This window comes from Geodermatophilus bullaregiensis, assembly GCF_016907675.1.
Classification (GTDB): Bacteria; Actinomycetota; Actinomycetes; order Mycobacteriales; family Geodermatophilaceae; genus Geodermatophilus; species Geodermatophilus bullaregiensis.
In genome coordinates this window covers 3,363,592-3,379,635 of record NZ_JAFBCJ010000001.1, presented here as the reverse complement: position 1 = coordinate 3,379,635, position 16,044 = coordinate 3,363,592, and the positions used below count along the sequence as shown (strand labels likewise).

Here is a 16,044-nt window from a genome sequence, read left to right as displayed (position 1 = left end):
GCTCCGCGGCGCGGTTGTTGAGCGGGGCGGGCGACGGATCAGACGGCGGTGCCCACGGCCGGGGCGCCGAGCCGGTCGGCGGTGGTGCGGCCCCGCGGTGCGGGGACGCGGTCGGCAGTGGTGCGGCCCCGGCCGCCGCCGGACCGGCCGGCGACGACGACGGCGGCCGCGGCGAGCAGGACGGCGGTCGCGCCGATCGGGCCCCATCGGCCCTCGGCCCGCCAGTACGCGGGGAGGCCGATGTAGGGCACCCGCAGCTGCACCTGGCCGATGACGCTGGCCGCCGGCACGTGCGTGGTGTCGTTGCTCTGGTTGGCGTCCCCCCGGGTGACCAGGGCGCCCTGCTCGTCGAAGGACACCAGCCGGTGCACCACGAGCCGCTCGGCGCTCGAGGGGTCGGGGAACAGCAGGATCTGACCCGACTCGAGGTCCGGCACGGCGACCGGCCGGGTCAGCACCACGTCGCCCTCGGCGAGCTGCGGCGCCATCGAGCCGGAGACCACCACGTGGCCCTCGAAGCCGACGAGCCGAGGCACCAGGGCCAGGACACCGAGCCCGGCGACGGCCACCAGGACGACCGCGACGGCGATCCGGCCGGTGGCCGCGGCCCGGGCCGGCCACGAGGGAGCGGGAGGCGTGGTCACGTGTTGCGCGCCTCCCACGTGATGGTGGCGTCGGAGCGGGACCGCTGCGCGTTGTTGTCGTCCTTGACCAGGTAGGAGATGCGCAGGGTCAGCGACGTTCCCGGGGCGACCGGGGTGCCCAGCGACAGCCCGGTGGTGTAGTCGGCGCGGGTGCGCAGCGCGGTGAGCGTGGCCGCCTGGTCGGCAAGGGGGTCGTTGGCCTGGCGGGTGTTGAACAGGAAGGTCCGGGTGGCGTTCTGGGTGAACCCGGCGGTGCAGTCGGGCGCCACCATGGTCGTCCCGGTCACGTTCTGCCCACGCTCCACGCTCATCACGAGGTAGCTGTCCAGGGTGGCGCCGCCGCCGGCCGGCGTGCCGACGTACATCCGGATGTCGGCGGGGACGTCGCCGGTGTAGTCGAGGCGGATGCAGCGGGACTTGGTGGCACCGGGGACGAGGCCGGTCTCGACGGCGCTCTGGAACAGGGCCGTGTTGCTGTCGTTGTCGGCCAGCGCGACGCTGCCGGTCTGCCAGGAGTTGCCCGGGTTGGCCGTACTGGCCGAGAAGGCCGCGTGGGTCGAGCTCCAGGTGAGCGCCACGCTCAGCACCAGGCCCACGGGGACCGCACCGGCCAGCACGGATCGGCGACCGCGGCGCAGGGAGGCGCGCACGATGCCTCCTTTCGTGAGGTGACGCAGGGGCTCTGCGTGCTGGTCACAGCAGGCATCGGGCGTCCCGGCGCGGGCCATGAGCGCGGCGGCGGAGGGGTCACCCGACCGGGTGAGTCGAGGGGGGACGGGGCCGGTGCGGACGGCGCCGGAGACACGTCAGGCCGGGCCCCGGAGGGCCCGGCCTGACGGGAAGCGGGGTGGAGCTGAGGGGATTTGAACCCCTGACCCCCTCGATGCGAACGAGGTGCGCTACCGGTCTGCGCCACAGCCCCTGACGGACGACGACGATACCGCCCGCCGTGCCGGGTGCCGCCGGCGGGGGCGGCACCCGGGACGGGAACGACTCAGCCGTTGACCACGCGCGGCTGGTAGAGGTCGACGTCGGCGAAGCCGATGTCGTCGTCGTCCAGGCCCACGACGGCGCTGTCCTGCCAGCCGGCCGGCGTCGGCGTGCGGGCGGCCACCACGCGGCCCGGGCGCAGCGGGTGCACGGGCGCCAGCGGCAGGCTCGGGTGCGGCAGGCCGACCGTCGAGTGGCCCGGCTCCTCCTCGGCCACGGCCGGGGCCGGCTCGGCGACCCGGGCCGGCTCGGCGAACCGGACCGGCTCGGCGACCGGGGCGGGCCGCGGCGCGGGCTCGGGGCGGGCGGCCGCCGGGCGCACGCGGGCCGCGGCACGGGCGGCGCGGCGGGCGGCCATCTGCTCGCGGCGCGCGGCGGCCCGCAGCACCGCGAGGTAGCCGACCAGTGCGACGTCGAGCAGCCCCTGCAGCAGCCACAGCCACGGCGACACGGCCAGCGCGCCGACCAGCGCGAGCACCGTCAGCGCCAGCAGCCCGGCCAGCGTGCGGCGGCGGACGGCGTGCACGTCGACCCGCAGCTCACCGGTCCGGCGCAGCGTGTCGCGGTCCACCGACACCCGCTCGGTCGCCGCGGAGCGGACCGGGTCACCGGCCCGCCGGCGCTGCAGCGTCCGGCCCTGACCGACCCCGGCACGGGTCGAGGAGGTGTCACGGGTCACCACCATGGGCACCAGCACCACGAACCACAGCACGACCAGAGCGGCGAGCAGCACGCCTGACCCCATCGAGAACACCACCCGTCACACGAGTCACTTGCCGCGGCAGGTTATGCAGGTCGCTCCCCCGGGAGAGGGAGGCGCGCGGGCGTGTCGCCGGAGTGTTGTGTGACGGGAGTGGCGACCGCGGCGGCGTGTCGACACGGAGTCGGTCGAGCACCCACGGTCAGCGTGCTACCGCGGGGCCTCAGCGCGGGGCGCGGGACAGCCAGTGGCGCAGCACGCCGCCGGGGAGGTCCTCGGCCAGCAGGGCGTAGGACAGGTGGTCGCGCCAGTCGCCGTCGATGTCGAGGTAGCGCCGCAGCAGCCCCTCGCGCCGGAACCCGAGCCGCTCGACCAGCCGCTGGCTGGGCAGGTTCTCCGGGCGGATGTCGGCCTGCAGCCGGTGCAGCCCGACGGGGCCGAACACGTGGTCGCACACCAGCGCCACGGCCAGCGAGGCCATCCCCCGGCCGGCCACCGCCCGGTCGACCCAGTAGCCCAGCGACCCCGACCGCAGGGCGCCCCGCACGACGTTGTCCACGGTCACCTGCCCGGCCAGCCGCCCCTCGACCCGGACGGCGAAGGGCATCGACGTGCCGGCCCGCGCCCGCCGCAGCAGCGACCGGCGCATCGCGCGGTAGGCCGCCGGTGTGTGCCGCACCGACCAGGCGACGCCGGCCGTGGGCTCCCACGGCCGCAGCCACGACTCGTTGGCCAGCCGCAGCCGGCTCCACTCGGCGGCGTCACCCCGGCGCAGCGGGTGCAGCCGGACCGGCCCGTACGCCAGGGTCGCCGGCCAGCCGGGGTGCTGCAGCGGGTCGAGGTCCAGCTCAGCCGCCCAGCAGCAGCGGCATGACCGTCACCAACCCGCCCTCGGCGACCTCGGTGACGTCCTCGTCGACCACGATCAGGCAGTTGGCCCGCGCCATGCGGGCGAGCATCGCCTCGTCGCCGTCGCCGAGCGGCTCGACGACGTAGCCGCCGTCGGGGTGGCGCATGACCTGCCCGTGCAGGTACTGCCGGTAGCCCAGCGGCGAGACCAGCCGCTCGGCGGTGATGGCCTGCACCGTGCGGCGGAACAGCTGCCGCTTGCCCAGCATCGAGCGGATCGCCGGGCGGACGAAGACCTCGAAGGACACCAGGGCGGCCACCGGCTCGCCCGGCACGCAGATCACCGGCACCCCGTCGCGGCCCAGCCGGCCGAAGCCCTGCACCGCGCCGGGGTGCATCGTCACCTGGCGGAAGCGCATGGGCCCGAGCTCGGCGAGCACCTCCTGCACGAGGTCGCCCTCCGTGGTGTGCGTGCCGGCGATGAGCACCAGGTCGCTGCGCAGGAGCTGGCTCTCCAGCACCTCGGTGAGCCGGCGCCGCTCGGTGGGCAGGATCCCCCAGCGGTAGGCCGAGGCGCCGGCGTCGCGGGCGGCGGCGGCCAGCGCGTAGGTGTTGACGTCGACCACCTGGCCCGGCGTCGGGGTGGCGGTGATGTCGACCAGCTCGCTGCCGGCGGACAGGACGGCGACCCGCGGCCGGGGCCGCACCTGCACCCGGTCGCGGCCCACGGCGGCCAGCAGGCTGATCTGCGCGGGGCCGATCGGCGTCCCGACGTGCACGGCGGCGGTGCCGGGCGAGACGTCGTCGCCGGTGCGGCGGACGTAGCCGCCGGCCTCCGGGGCGGCGTGCACCTGCACCCGCACCACGCCACCGTCGGTCCACACGGCCGGGACGACGACGTCGGCGCCGGTGGGCAACATGGCCCCGGCGGTCACCTTGTGCGCCTGGCCGGGGGTCAGCGCGCTCGGGCCGGCGGCGCCGGCGACGGTCTCCCCGACGACGGCCAGCTCGACCGGCGCGTCCGGCGCGGCACCGGCGACGTCCTCGGCGCGGACGGCGTAGCCGTCGAGCGCGGCCTGGTCGAAGGCGGGCAGCGCGCGGGCGCTGACCACCTCCTCGGCGCAGAGCAGGCCCTGGGCGTCGAGGACGGCGAGCTCGATCGGCTCCGGCTGCGGGACGGCGGTGAGGATCTCCTCGAGGTGGGTCTCCACGGTGCGCAGCACCGGCGTCTCGGGCGCGGCCGGGCGCGGCGGTGGCACCTGCCCGGGGTCGATCTGCGCCGTCGCGTGCACGGTCGGCGCCGGCGACGCCGGGGGGTCGACGGTGGCGCCGCTGCGCAGGTCGAGCGCCGTCGTGTCGCGGGCCGCCACCCGCGCCCGCCCCGTGCTGTGCTCGGTCATCCCCGAGATCGTCCCCCCTGCGGGGGCCGGGTCAGGCCTGCGACGCGCCCTCGGCCGGCAGGTCGGCCACGAACTCGGTCAGCCACGAGCGCAGCGCCGGGCCGAGGTCCTCGCGCTCGGAGGCCAGCCGGATGACGGCCTTGAGGTAGTCGAGCTTGTCGCCGGTGTCGTAGCGGCGGCCGCCGAAGACGACGCCGTGCACCGGCTGCCCGCGCTCGACCAGCGTGGCCAGCGCGTCGGTCAGCTGGATCTCTCCGCCGCGGCCGGGCTCGGTCCCGCGCAGCACGTCGAACACCTCGGGCGCCAGCACGTAGCGACCGATGATCGCCAGGCTGCTGGGCGCCTCGTCGACCGGCGGCTTCTCCACCAGGCCGGTGATCGACACCACGTCGTCGGACCCGCCCGGCTCGACGGCGACCGCGCCGTACTTGTCGATGTTCTCCTTGCCCACGTCGAGCAGCGCGACCACCGAGCCGCCGTGCTCGGCCTGCACGGCGAGCATCTGCTCGAGCAGGTGGTCGCGGGCGTCGATGAGGTCGTCGCCCAGCAGGACGGCGAAGGGCTCGTCGCCGACGAAGGCGGCGGCCTGCAGCACCGCGTGGCCCAGGCCGCGGGCCTCGCCCTGCCGCACGAAGTGCACCTGTGCGACCTCGGTGGACTCGTGGACGGCGGCCAGCCGGCCGGCGTCGCCCTTCTTCTCCAGCGCCGTCTCGAGCTCGGGCGTGCGGTCGAAGAAGTCCTCGATCGCGGCCTTGTTGCGGCCGGTGACCATGAGCACCTCGCGCAGGCCCGCGCGCGCGGCCTCCTCGACGATGTACTGCAGCGCCGGGCGGTCGACGACCGGCAGCAGCTCCTTGGGCACCGCCTTGGTGGCGGGGAGGAACCGGGTGCCCATCCCCGCGACGGGGATGACGGCCTTGCGCGCCGGGCGCGTGCGCGGGGACTCCACACCGGGAGCCTAACCAGCCCGCCCGGAGCGGCTCGCCGGCCAGTCCTGCGGAACACCCGGGGCCACTAACCTCGTGCGGTGACCACCCCGCACGACGGCGAGCCGGCCAAGGCGGCGCTCCGCGACCGGTTCCTGGCCCGCCGCCGGGACCGCTCACCCGCCGAGCGCGCGACCGCGGCCGCGGCGGTGGCCACCACCCTGCTCCGGCACCTGGCCCGCGTGCGCACGCTGGCCGCGTTCGTCCCCGACGAGACCGAGCCGGGCACCGGCCGGCTGCCGGCCGCCTTCACCCAGCTGGGCGCCCGCGTCCTGCTGCCCGTCGTCCCCGACAGCGGCCGCGACCTCGGCTGGGCGGTCGACACCGGCCGGCTGGCCCCGGGCCGGTTCGGGCTGCTCGAGCCGGTCGGCCCGCGGCTCGGGCCGACCGCGGTGGGGGCGGCGGAGGTCATCGTCGTCCCCGCGGTGGCCGTCGACCTGGCCGGCACCCGCCTGGGGCGGGGCGGCGGGTACTACGACCGGGCGCTGCGGCACACCCGCCCGGGCGCCGTCGTGGTGGCGCTGGTCTTCGACGACGAGCTCGTCGAGCGGCTGCCCGCCCTGCCGCACGACCGGCCGGTGACCGCCGTCGTGACCCCGGACGGCGGATGGCGGGCCTTACCCGCCGGTAGGTGACACGGTGGGCCGACCCGTCAGCGTCGACAGGAAGGCCACCGTGTCACCGGAGATCGTCACCATCCTGGCGCTCGTCGCGATCTTCGCGATCGCCACGTTCCTGCCCATCAACATGGGCGCGCTGGCCTTCGTCGCCGCCTTCGTGGTCGGGACCCTGTCGGTCGGGCTGAGCACCGACGACATCCTCGCCGGTTTCCCGGCCGGACTGGTGCTCACCCTCATCGGCGTCACGTACCTGTTCGCCATCGCGCAGAACAACGGCACCGTCGACCTGCTGGTGCGCGGGGCCGTGCGCCTGGTCGGCGGCCACGTGGCCGCCATCCCCTGGATCATGTTCCTCGTCACCGCGGTGCTCACCGCCATCGGGGCGCTCTCCCCCGCGGCGGTGGCGATCATCGCGCCGATCGCGCTCACCTTCGCCGCGCGGCACGGGATCAGCCCGCTGCTGATGGGCATGATGGTCATCCACGGCGCCCAGGGCGGCGGCTTCTCCCCCATCAGCGTCTACGGCGTCACGGTCAACGAGATCGTCGAGGAGTCGGGCCTGCCGAGCAGCCCGCTGGCGGTCTTCCTGGGTGCCCTGCTCTTCAACCTGGCCATCGCGCTGGTCCTGTTCTTCGCCCTCGGCGGCCGCCGGCTGCTCGGCCGGAAGGTGGCGGCCGAACCCCTGGCCCACACCGAGCACGCGCACGGCACCCTCGTCCGGGGGCACGGCGCCGCACCCGGGCCCGGGGTCGGCGGGGACGACGACGAGCACGTCCACCCCGACGTCCCCCAGCCGGTGCGCCTCGAGCAGGTCGTCACGCTGGTCGGGCTCGTGGTCGTCGCCGTCCTCGCGCTCGTCTTCGACCTCGACATCGGGTTCGTCGCCATCACCGTCGCGGTCGTCCTCGCGCTCTTCTCGGCGCAGCAGCACAAGGGGGCGGTCACCCAGATCAGCTGGTCGACCGTGCTGCTCATCGCCGGCGTGCTGACCTTCGTGTTCGTCCTGCAGGAGGCCGGGACGATCGACTACGTCGGCGACGCGGTGATCGGCCTCGGCGTCCCGCTGGTGATCGCGCTGCTGCTGGCCTACATCGGCGGCGTGGTGTCGGCCTTCGCCTCCTCGACCGCGATCATCGGCGTCGCCATCCTGCTGGCGGTGCCGTTCCTGGAGTCGGGGGCCATCAGCGCCGTCGGCGTGGTGGTCGCCCTGTCCGTGGCGTCGACGATCGTCGACGTCAGCCCGTTCTCGACCAACGGCGCGCTGGTGCTGGCCAACGCGCAGGACGTCGACCGGGACCGCTTCTACAAGCAGATCCTCGCCTACTCCGGGATCGTCGTGACCGTCGGACCGTTCCTGGCCTGGCTGGTCTTCGTCGTCCCGGGCTGGCTGTGACCCGATCGGGAGCCGTCGTGACCGGACCACTGGACGGCGTCCTCGTCGTCGACCTGACCCGCGCCCTGGCCGGGCCGCACGCCGCGATGATGCTCGGCGACCTGGGCGCCCGCGTCATCAAGGTGGAGAGCCCCGGCAGCGGCGACGACACCCGCGGCTGGGGACCGCCGTTCGTGCAGCCGGACTCCGGCGACCGGGAGTCGACGTACTTCCTGTCGGCCAACCGCAACAAGGAGTCGGTCACCCTCGACCTCAAGGACGAGAGCGACAAGGAGCTGCTGCGGGAGCTGGTGCGCCGCGCCGACGTCCTGCTGGAGAACTTCCGGCCCGGCACGCTGGCCCGTCTCGGTTTCGGCACCGGGGTGCTCGCCGAGCTCAACCCGCGGCTGGTGACCCTGTCGATCAGCGGCTTCGGCCACGACGGGCCCGAGGGCAGCAGGGCCGGGTACGACCAGATCGCCCAGGGCGAGGCCGGGCTGATGTCGCTGACCGGGCCGGGACCGGAGGACCCGCAGCGGGTCGGCGTCCCGATCGGTGACCTGCTGGCCGGCATGTACGGCGCCTACGGCGTCCTCGCCGCGCTGCACGAGCGCGAGCGGACCGGCCGCGGGCAGGTGGTGCGCACCTCGCTGCTGGCCGCGATCGTCGGCGTGCACGCCTTCCAGGGGACGGCGTGGACCGTGGGTGGGCAGGTCGGCCGCGCCCAGGGCAACCACCACCCCTCGATCGCGCCCTACGGCCTCTTCCACTGCAGGGGCGGCAGCGTGCAGCTGTCCTGCGGGTCGGAGGGGCTGTGGCGGCGGCTGTGCGCCGAGTTCGGCCTGGACCCCGAGGCGCCGGGCCTGGCCACCAACGGCGAGCGCGTGGGCAACCGGGACCGGGTGATCGATCTGCTGGAGGGGGTCTTCGCCGACATCCCACCCGAGGACCTGCTCGCCCGGCTGGCCGCCGCCGGCGTCCCCGCCGGGAAGGTGCGCACGATCGACGAGGTCTACGGCTGGGAGCAGACCCTGTCGCAGGGCCTGCTGGTCGACGTCGAGCACGCCACGCTGGGCCGGCTGCAGCTGCCCGGCCCGCCGCTGCGCTTCTTCGCCCCCGGTCCCGACGGCGAGACCGAGACGACCCGCCGCGACCACGCCGCGCCGCCGGTCCTGGGCGGCTCGGACGCCGAGATCCGCGCCTGGCTCTCCGGCGGCCACGATCAGGTGACCTGATCGTGGCGCGTCCTCCCTCACCGTGGGCGGTGCGGGAGGACGCGCTGCGGTGCGGGAGGACGGCCCTCGACGGTCAGGACGGCGCGCGCTGCGCCCGGAGCGGCACGCCGGTCCTCGAGCTCGCCGACGTCGTCGCGGGAGAGCCGCCGGGCCGGGTCGCTCAGCCGGCGACGTCGCTGCCGTGGGCCACGCGCCGGCTGGCGTCGGGGTCGAGCCGGTCGACGACGGTCTCCAGGATGTCGCGCAGGGACTCGGTCTGCTGCGGGGTGAGCGGGTCGAACAGCGCGGCGCGGACCGCGGCGACGTGACCGGGGGCGACGTCGCGGACGACGTCCCACCCGGCGTCGGTGAGCACGGCCACGTTGCCGCGGCCGTCCTCGGGGGACCGCTCGCGCCGGACCCACCCGCGGTCCTCGAGCCGGGCGACGGTGTGCGAGAGCCGGCTCTGCGACTGGTTGGCCCGCCGGGCGAGGTCGCTCATCCGGCGGCTGCGGCCGGGGGCCTCCGAGAGCATCGCGAGGACGATGTAGGCGGCGTGGGTGAGCCCGGCGTCACGCTGGAGCTGGGTGTCGAGCTCGCGCGGCAGCAGCTCCGCGACGGTCAGCCACGCCCGCCAGGCACGCTGCTGCGTCTCGTCGAGCCAGGGGTGTGTCACGCGCGGGAGGCTACCGGCGTGTTGGACCTTGATAGCCCCTGCCCGAGCGCGTGCAGCGCTCACGGCGTGGGGCGCTGGGCGGGCGTCCCGGGGGCCTCGGCGTACCCGCTGGTCGGCGTCCGCCACCACCCCGGCGACCACCGACGGAGGGACGGCGACCCGTGCACCACCGACCCCGGAGGTCTCCTCGGCCGGCCGGTGACGCGGGTCCCGCCCCGGGAACCGCCGGGAGGGTGTGCGGACCCGGGACGGGAGCGGCACCTGATGCCGTCGTGGGCGTGGACGGTGGCCGGCGTCGCCGGCGGGCTGCTGTGCTGGGTGCTGCTGGTCGCGGCGCTCTGCTGCACCGGCCCGACGAGCTGCGGCTGCGGGAGCTCCTGCGGCTGCTCCCCGATCCCCGACGTGCTGCGGCTGGTGCGGCGACTGGCCGCCGACCGGACGCTGCCGCGGGGCGTGCGGATCCGGCGCCGTGGCGGCTGCTGGCCCACCTCCTGTCGCCGGTGGACCTGGTGCCCGACGTCCTGCCGGTGCTCGGCCACGCCGACGACGAGGTCGTCGCCCTCGTGCTGCGGTCGGTGGCCCGCCGCGCCGGGTCCGAGGCGGTCGCGCGGCACCGGCCGGGCGCACCCGACGGTCTGGCCGCCCTCCACCGGGCGACCCGGATGCCCGGCTGAGGCCGCCGTCCGCCCGTGCCGGGTGCCCGGCGGCCCGACACCGGTCACGGTGCGTGGACGCTGCGGCCAGCGTGTCGCATCATTGGCAGTCGAGGGTCCCGAGTGCCAGCCACCCGACCGGCACCGGGACCGCCCGACCCACGCTCGACCAGGAGTGTCCCGCCGTGCCCACGTACCAGTACGCCTGCACCAACCCCGAGGACAAGCACCAGTTCGAGGTCGTGCAGTCCTTCACCGACGCGCCCGTGGCCGAGTGCCCGACCTGCGGTGCCCCGGTGCGCAAGGTGTACGGCTCGATCGGCGTCGTCTTCAAGGGATCGGGCTTCTACCGCACCGACAGCCGGTCGAAGGCCTCGGCCGGCGACTCGTCGTCCTCGGGCACGTCGTCGTCCGGCTCGTCGTCCGACTCGTCCTCGCCGTCGGCCCCGGCGGCGAAGAAGGAGTCGGCCACCTCGAGCACCCCCTCCCCGAGCGGGACCAAGGCCGCCTCCGGCTGACGGTGGCGCGTCCACAGCCCGACGCGCTCTCCACAGCTCCGCGGCGCCGCCCCTGCCGGCGGCGCCGGGCGGCGAGCCTGGGCCGGTGCTGCGCCTGCGCCGACCCCGCTCCCCCGTCACCCTCCTGCGCCGGTGCCTGGCCGCGGCCCTCGCCGTCGGCGCGCTGGTGCTGGCCCTCCGCCCGCCCGCGGCACCGGCCGCGGTGCCACCGCCCGGGACACCCGTGGTCACCGCCGCCGCCGACCTCCCGGCCGGCACGGTGCTGGCGACGGCGGACCTGGCGTCGACCGCGCTGCCGGACGCCGCCGTGCCGGCCGGGGTGGCCCTCGACCCCGCCGCGCTCACCGGCCGGGTGCTCGCCGCGCCGGTGCGGGCCGGCGAGCCGGTCACCGACGTCCGCCTGGTCGGCCCGGGGCTGACCGCGCTGCTCCCCACCGGTCAGGTCGCCACGCCCGTCCGGCTGGCCGACCTGGCCGTGGCCGGGCTGGCCACCGCCGGCGACCGGGTCGACGTGCTGGCCACCGCGCCCGGTGCCGTCCGGGCCGAGGTGGTCGCCCGGGCCGCGCTGGTCCTGGCCGCTCCGCGGGCCGCCACGGAGGACGCCACGGAGGACGCCACGGCGCCGACCGACGCCGGGCTGCTCGTGCTCGCCGTCGACGAGGCCACCGCCGCCGCCCTGGCCGCGGCGGCGACCACCGCGACGCTCACGCTCAGCCTCCCGGCCGGACCCGGCCCGCCGTGAGGACCCGCCGGGATCGGCCGGGCGCCGCGACCCTGCCCGGCCGGCGCCGAGGGGTCAGTCGCTGCCCCAGTGCGGGGGGCGGTCCTCGAGGTACCGGCGGTCGTCGTCGCGCTCCTCGGGCCGCTCACCCCAGCCGACGTCGCGGTCGTCCGGCGCCCGCTCGGCGGGCGCGGCGGGCGCCGGGGGCGGACCGCCCTCGACCGGCACGCCCAGGCCGTCGAGCACCGCGGCGGCCGGGAGCGCGGCCAGCACCGGCCCGGGCACGGCGAGCTTGGCGCCGCGCGTGCCCGAGCCGACGACCACGAGGTCGGCGGCGGCCACCGCGGCGTCGACCAGCACCGGCCAGGACGCCGGCAGGCCGATCGGCGTGATGCCGCCGTAGGCCATCCCGCTCTCGGCGACCGCGACGTCCTGCGGCGCGAACGACGCCTTGCGCGCGCCCAGGTGCCGGCGCACCAGGCCGTTGACGTCGGCGCGGGTGGTGGCCAGGACGACGCAGGCGACCATCGTCGTCTGCCCCGCCCGGCGCGCGGCCACGACGACACAGTTGGCCGAGGCCTCGGGGGGCACCCCGTAGGCGGCGGTGAAGGCGGCGGTGTCGGCCAGGTCGTCGTCGACCGGGGCCACCCAGGCCGGGCCGGGCAGCGCGGGCAGCGCCGCGGCCACCGGCGCGCCGAGCAGGTCGGGCCGCTCGGCCGCGGGGACCCAGGTCAGCGAGCCGAGGGCGGGCGCGGGGGCATCAGGGGTCTCCGGCACCCCCCGATCCTGCCCCGCCTGGATCCCCGCGACGAACGGCAGGTCCCCGGCGGGTGGGCGGGACCGGCAGCCAGCAGGATGAGGACCATGATCGGTCAGCTGCACTCCGTCGTGATCGACGCGCCCGACGCGCACGCGCTCGCCACCTTCTACGCCGACCTGCTCGGGATGGAGGTGAGCACGGGCGGACCCGGCGACGACTGGGTCGTGGTGACCGGCCAGGGGTACCGGCTGGCCTTCCAGCAGGCGCCGGACCTGGTGCCACCGGACTGGCCCGACCCCGGCCGACCCCAGCAGTTCCACCTCGACGTGCGGGTCGCCGACATCGAGCAGGCCGAGCCGGAGGTGCTCGCGCTCGGCGCGCGGACGCTGCCCGGTGGCGGGGGCGACTTCCGCGTCTACGCCGACCCGGCAGGCCACCCCTTCTGCCTGGTGTGGGACGCATGAGCGGGCCGGAGATGCCGGGCGTGGACCGCGCCTCGGCCAGCGCCTTCGTCGCGGCCACCGGCTTCGACGTCGCGGAGATCAGCGGCACCCGCGTCACCGGCACCGTCGAGCTCGGCCCCGACCAGCACACGCCGTGGGGCGTGGTGCACGGCGGGGTCTACTGCGCGGTCGTCGAGTCGGCGGCGTCGATCGGGGCCAGCGTCGCCGTCGCCGACCGCGGCCAGTTCGCCGTCGGGGTGAACAACAGCACCGACTTCCTGCGGCCGGTCACCGCCGGCCGGGTCGACGTCGTGGCCGAGCCGGTGCAGCAGGGCCGCACCCTGCAGCTGTGGCAGGTGCTGCTGACCCGCGCCGAGGACGGCAAGCTCGTCGCCCGCGGGCAGGTGCGCCTGCAGAACGTGCCCCTGCCGGGAACGGAGCGACCCGGCTCGTGATCCCGCCCGGGGCGTGACCACGTCCGACGCGACCGGGCGCCGGGCCCGCGCGGTCGCCGCCGCCACGGCGGTGGCCGCCGCGCACGGCGTCCGGTCCGCCGGGGCGGAGGTGGTGCACGACGGCGTCAACGTCGTCGTGCACCTCGCCCCGGCGCCGGTGGTGGCGCGGGTGGCCACCCTGACGCCGCTGCTGCGCCCGGACCCGGGCCGCCCGTTCGGCCGCGAGGTCGCCGTGGCCGGCGGGCTGGCCGCGGCCGGCGCCGCCGTCGTCCCCCCGAGCGACCTGCTGCCGCCCGGACCGCACGAGCACGGAGGACTGACGCTGACCTTCTGGCGGCACGTCGAGGTGCTGCCCACCGCGCCCGGTCCGGCCGAGGTGGCCGCCGCGCTGGCCGCGCTGCACGGCGTGCTGGCCGATCTGCCCGTGACCGGGACGCCGCTGGACACCCCGCTCGACGACCTGGCCGCCTTCACCGGGCGGGCCGGCGACTGGGGTGTCCCCGCCGCCGTCCGCGCGCGGATGACGGAGCGACTCGACCGGCTGCGACCGCGGCTGGCCGGCGTACCCGTGCGGCCCCTGCACGGTGACGCGCACCCCGGCAACCTGCTGGCCACGCCGGACGGGTGGCGGTGGACCGACCTCGAGGACACCTGCGCCGGGCCGGTCGGGTGGGACCTCGCCTGCCTGCGCAGCACCTCCCGGCTCGACGGCCGGGTGGCGCTGGACGCGATGGGTGCACCCTCCGACGCCGAGCTGGCGCCCTGGCTGGAGCTGCGCCGGCTGCACGGGGCGGCGTGGTGGACCGTCGTCGCGGCCGGCCACCCGGAGCGGCGGGAGCGGGCCACCGCGGTGCTGACCGAGGTCCTCGCTCAGACCAGCGGCAGCGCCGGCTCCCGGTAGGTGGTGCCGGCCAGCGCCGGCGGCAGGACCTCGGGGTCGATGACCACGGAGAACAGCGCCCGCGGGTCCTGCAGCGTCGCCGGCGGGCGGGCGGCGGCGCGCGGCACGACGCGGTCCCAGCGGGCCGGCCGGCGGTGCGGCAGCAGCTCGCGTCCCTCGAAGAGGTAGTCCCCGAGCACCTCCCCCACCAGCAGGCCGGCGCCGTGCTCGACGGGCAGCCCCACCGGGTCTCCGGGGCGGATCTCGTCGAGGAAGGTCGACAGCTGGCGCAGGTCCTTGCTCGGCCGCCGTCCCGAGAGCTCCTTCGCCAGGGCGCGCAGCTCGGCCGGCGAGAGACCGGTGGCGTCGACGTCGATCCCCGACTGGGTGCCGAGCCCCACGACGCCGGCGGCCAGACAGGCGCCGAGCTCGTTGTGCGCCCGCGGCCGCACGACCCAGACCCGCGTGCCCTCCGGCTCGGCGGCGGGTGGGACGTCGTCCGGGCCGGGCCACAGGTAGGGCAGGTCGTCGGGCTCGACGCCGAAGAGCGGCTGGAACAGCGGCCGGTAGAAGTCCGGGTCCTTGGCCAGCAGGTTCGAGCGGTGCGACAGGTGCAGCGCCTCGTTGCCGACCCAGGAGGGCAGCAGCCCCGCGCGGGCCAGCTCGTCCTGGGGGGCGCCGGCGACGTCGGGGGCGAACTCCGCGATCAGCGTCTGCGTGCTGTCGGCGAAGCCGCGCTCGCGCCAGACCTGCACCGTCGCCAGGCCGTAGACGACCAGCGCCGCGGTGCGCCCGCGCCACATGTGCACGACCGGGTGGGAGGCCCAGCCGTAGTCGGGCAGCTCGAGGGCGCGCAGCACCTGGAGGGTCTCCACCCGCTGCTTGCCCAGGCGCGGGGAGTCCAGCAACCGGGCGCTCCCGACGAAGTCGGGCACCGGCAGGAAGGTCTGCATCGGGCCCGTTCCTGCCCGCCCGGGTGGCGGGTCAACCGCCGAGCGCCTCCAGCGCCGCCTCCCAGCGGGCGCGGCGGGCGCCGTCGTCCTGCTCCCACCAGGCCGGGCCGCGCTCGCCGAGGCCGGTCTTGGCCAGCTGCACCCGGTCGCGGGCGGCGCGCACGGCGACGGGGTCGGTCGCCGTCCGGACGGCCGAGCGGGCCGTGCCCAGGTGCGACAGCAGCCGGGCGCGGACGTCGTCGGGGAGGGACGGGTCGGCCGCCCGCCACCGCCGCCCGTCGACGACGATCCAGCGGCCGTCGTCGGTGCGGCCGACCTCGCGGCGGGTCACGCGCCGCAGCGGCGGGCGAGCTCCGGCAGGACGGTGCCCAGCGGGGCGTCGACGCGGACGTCGGCCCTGGCGTCGCCGCGGGTGGGCCCCAGGTTGACCAGGGCCACCGGGACGCCGAGCTCGGCGGCGCGCAGCACGAACCGGTAGCCGCTCATGACGGTCAGCGAGGAGCCGAGGACGAGCAGGCTGCCGGCGTGCTCGAGCATGTCGAAACAGGTGTCGACCCGGTCGCGGGGCACCGTCTCGCCGAAGAAGACGACGTCGGGCTTGAGGGGGCCGGCGCCGCAGGCGGTGCAGTCGACCATCACGAAGCCGTCGAGCACGTCGTCGGGGAGCTCGGCGTCGCCGTCGGGGTTCACCTCGTCGGCGTGCGGGCCGAAGCCGGGATTGGCCGCGCGCAGCCGCCGGTGCAGCTCGGCGCGGCCGGCGACGTCGCCGCAGGCCAGGCAGACGGTCCGGTCGAGGCCGCCGTGCAGCTCGACGACGTCGCGGGCGCCGGCGGCCTGGTGCAGGCCGTCGACGTTCTGCGTGACGACCCCGCCGAGCAGGCCGGCGCGCTGCAGCCGGGCGACGGCGGAGTGGCCGGCGTTCGGCCGGGCGGCGGCCATCTGCGGCCAGCCCACGTAGCTGCGCGCCCAGTAGCGGTGCCGGCCGCGGGGGTCGCGGCGGAAGGTCTGCCAGGTCATCGGGGTGTGCCGGCGCAGCGAGCCGGTGGCGCCCCGGTAGTCGGGGATGCCGGAGTCGGTGGACAGGCCGGCGCCGGACAGGACGAGGACGTCACCGTCGGCGACCAGGCCGGCCAGGTCGTCGAGCCCGGCGACCCCGGTGCGGGTCGGCTCGACGGCGGGGAGAGCGGCGGTCACCGGACCATCGTCCCCT

General features: G+C 76.6%; 20 protein-coding genes and 1 tRNA gene. 9 read left to right on the top strand and 12 right to left on the bottom strand.

Translation table 11 applies throughout. The annotated features are described in order from the left end of the window. Window positions 1–38 precede the first annotated feature (38 nt). From JOD57_RS16070 to galU, 7 genes are all read right to left on the bottom strand, one after another. Entirely contained in the window at window positions 39–644 is a 606-nt protein-coding gene (locus tag JOD57_RS16070; RefSeq protein WP_204692929.1) for a signal peptidase I, read from the bottom strand. Next, window positions 641–1,294, bottom strand: a complete 654-nt coding sequence (locus JOD57_RS16065) for a hypothetical protein (RefSeq protein WP_204692928.1) — start codon at window positions 1,292–1,294, stop codon at window positions 641–643. The genes JOD57_RS16070 and JOD57_RS16065 overlap by 4 nt, the downstream gene beginning before the upstream one ends. A 198-nt stretch (window positions 1,295–1,492) precedes the next feature. Continuing rightward, a tRNA-Ala gene (locus tag JOD57_RS16060) sits at window positions 1,493–1,566 on the bottom strand. 72 nt (window positions 1,567–1,638) lie between these two features. Next, window positions 1,639–2,367 (bottom strand): SepX/GlpR family protein, encoded by a 729-nt coding sequence (locus JOD57_RS16055; RefSeq protein WP_307824726.1) that lies wholly within the window; start codon window positions 2,365–2,367, stop codon window positions 1,639–1,641. A 190-nt stretch (window positions 2,368–2,557) separates the two neighbouring features. Further along, window positions 2,558–3,109 (bottom strand): GNAT family N-acetyltransferase, encoded by a 552-nt coding sequence (locus JOD57_RS16050; RefSeq protein WP_275582468.1) that lies wholly within the window; start codon window positions 3,107–3,109, stop codon window positions 2,558–2,560. 73 nt (window positions 3,110–3,182) lie between these two features. Beyond that, the gene (gene glp, locus JOD57_RS16045; protein WP_204692926.1) at window positions 3,183–4,583 is read right to left on the bottom strand and encodes a molybdotransferase-like divisome protein Glp; all 1,401 of its coding nucleotides are present in this window, start codon (window positions 4,581–4,583) and stop codon (window positions 3,183–3,185) included. 31 nt (window positions 4,584–4,614) lie between these two features. Then, window positions 4,615–5,532, bottom strand: a complete 918-nt coding sequence (galU, locus tag JOD57_RS16040) for a UTP--glucose-1-phosphate uridylyltransferase GalU (RefSeq protein WP_204692925.1) — start codon at window positions 5,530–5,532, stop codon at window positions 4,615–4,617. A gap of 78 nt (window positions 5,533–5,610) precedes the next feature. On the opposite strand from galU, the gene JOD57_RS16035 reads away from it, so the two are divergent. Genes JOD57_RS16035 through JOD57_RS16025 form a run of 3 tightly spaced genes read left to right on the top strand, consistent with a single transcriptional unit; the run spans window position 5,611 to window position 8,796 of the window. Beyond that, window positions 5,611–6,204 carry a 5-formyltetrahydrofolate cyclo-ligase gene (locus tag JOD57_RS16035; RefSeq protein WP_204692924.1) on the top strand — a complete coding sequence of 198 codons (594 nt, stop codon included), beginning with the start codon at window positions 5,611–5,613 and terminating at the stop codon, window positions 6,202–6,204. Between the two features lie 4 nt (window positions 6,205–6,208). Beyond that, window positions 6,209–7,582, top strand: coding sequence for an SLC13 family permease (locus JOD57_RS16030; RefSeq protein WP_307824725.1), 1,374 nt, complete (start codon window positions 6,209–6,211; stop codon window positions 7,580–7,582). A gap of 17 nt (window positions 7,583–7,599) precedes the next feature. Then, window positions 7,600–8,796, top strand: a complete 1,197-nt coding sequence (locus JOD57_RS16025; protein ID WP_204692923.1) for a CaiB/BaiF CoA transferase family protein — start codon at window positions 7,600–7,602, stop codon at window positions 8,794–8,796. A 160-nt stretch (window positions 8,797–8,956) separates the two neighbouring features. Here JOD57_RS16025 and JOD57_RS16020 read toward each other — a convergent pair whose 3' ends face one another. Then, entirely contained in the window at window positions 8,957–9,451 is a 495-nt protein-coding gene (locus tag JOD57_RS16020; RefSeq protein ID WP_204692922.1) for a MarR family winged helix-turn-helix transcriptional regulator, read from the bottom strand. 500 nt (window positions 9,452–9,951) lie between these two features. On the opposite strand from JOD57_RS16020, the gene JOD57_RS25515 reads away from it, so the two are divergent. The 3 genes from JOD57_RS25515 (at window position 9,952) to cpaB (ending at window position 11,364) form a co-directional block, all read left to right on the top strand. Then, window positions 9,952–10,125, top strand: a complete 174-nt coding sequence (locus JOD57_RS25515) for a YkvA family protein (RefSeq protein WP_239573224.1) — start codon at window positions 9,952–9,954, stop codon at window positions 10,123–10,125. A gap of 164 nt (window positions 10,126–10,289) precedes the next feature. Continuing rightward, complete coding sequence (locus tag JOD57_RS16010) at window positions 10,290–10,622, top strand: FmdB family zinc ribbon protein (RefSeq protein WP_204692921.1); 333 nt, start codon at window positions 10,290–10,292, stop codon at window positions 10,620–10,622. Window positions 10,623–10,707: 85 nt separating this feature from the next. Further along, on the top strand, window positions 10,708–11,364 hold the full coding sequence (gene cpaB / locus JOD57_RS16005; protein WP_204692920.1) for a Flp pilus assembly protein CpaB: 657 nt from the start codon (window positions 10,708–10,710) through the stop codon (window positions 11,362–11,364). Window positions 11,365–11,418: 54 nt separating this feature from the next. Here the strand turns inward: cpaB and JOD57_RS16000 are convergent, their stop codons facing one another. After that, complete coding sequence (locus tag JOD57_RS16000; protein ID WP_204692919.1) at window positions 11,419–12,120, bottom strand: YbaK/EbsC family protein; 702 nt, start codon at window positions 12,118–12,120, stop codon at window positions 11,419–11,421. Window positions 12,121–12,207: 87 nt separating this feature from the next. Here JOD57_RS16000 and JOD57_RS15995 point away from each other — a divergent pair, with 87 nt between their 5' ends. From JOD57_RS15995 to JOD57_RS26965, 3 genes are read left to right on the top strand one after another with little or no spacing between them, the layout of a single operon-like run. Further along, a complete protein-coding gene (locus JOD57_RS15995) occupies window positions 12,208–12,567 on the top strand; it encodes a VOC family protein (RefSeq protein ID WP_204692918.1) in 360 nt (119 codons plus the stop codon). Further along, the gene (locus tag JOD57_RS15990) at window positions 12,564–13,001 is read left to right on the top strand and encodes a PaaI family thioesterase (RefSeq protein ID WP_204692917.1); all 438 of its coding nucleotides are present in this window, start codon (window positions 12,564–12,566) and stop codon (window positions 12,999–13,001) included. Before JOD57_RS15995 ends, JOD57_RS15990 begins: the two co-directional genes overlap by 4 nt. Window positions 13,002–13,014: 13 nt before the next feature. After that, window positions 13,015–13,902 (top strand): phosphotransferase family protein, encoded by an 888-nt coding sequence (locus tag JOD57_RS26965; RefSeq protein WP_204692916.1) that lies wholly within the window; start codon window positions 13,015–13,017, stop codon window positions 13,900–13,902. On the opposite strand, the gene JOD57_RS15980 is transcribed toward JOD57_RS26965, so the two are convergent. From JOD57_RS15980 to JOD57_RS15970, 3 genes are read right to left on the bottom strand one after another with little or no spacing between them, the layout of a single operon-like run. Beyond that, on the bottom strand, window positions 13,872–14,834 hold the full coding sequence (locus JOD57_RS15980) for an MSMEG_6728 family protein (protein WP_204692915.1): 963 nt from the start codon (window positions 14,832–14,834) through the stop codon (window positions 13,872–13,874). The two genes, JOD57_RS26965 and JOD57_RS15980, sit on opposite strands and share 31 nt — an antisense overlap. A 31-nt stretch (window positions 14,835–14,865) precedes the next feature. Next, window positions 14,866–15,165, bottom strand: coding sequence for a biopolymer transporter Tol (locus JOD57_RS15975; protein ID WP_204692914.1), 300 nt, complete (start codon window positions 15,163–15,165; stop codon window positions 14,866–14,868). Then, entirely contained in the window at window positions 15,162–16,028 is an 867-nt protein-coding gene (locus JOD57_RS15970; protein WP_204692913.1) for an NAD-dependent protein deacetylase, read from the bottom strand. The genes JOD57_RS15975 and JOD57_RS15970 overlap by 4 nt, the downstream gene beginning before the upstream one ends. Window positions 16,029–16,044 lie beyond the last annotated feature (16 nt).

Coding starts and splice junctions, on each gene's coding strand:
- JOD57_RS15995 (WP_204692918.1), top strand. CDS start 12,208: ATGATCGGTCAGCTGCACTCCGTCGTGATCGACGCGCCCGACGCGCAC.
- JOD57_RS15990 (WP_204692917.1), top strand. CDS start 12,564: ATGAGCGGGCCGGAGATGCCGGGCGTGGACCGCGCCTCGGCCAGCGCC.
- JOD57_RS15980 (WP_204692915.1), bottom strand. CDS start 14,834: ATGCAGACCTTCCTGCCGGTGCCCGACTTCGTCGGGAGCGCCCGGTTG.
- glp (WP_204692926.1), bottom strand. CDS start 4,583: ATGACCGAGCACAGCACGGGGCGGGCGCGGGTGGCGGCCCGCGACACG.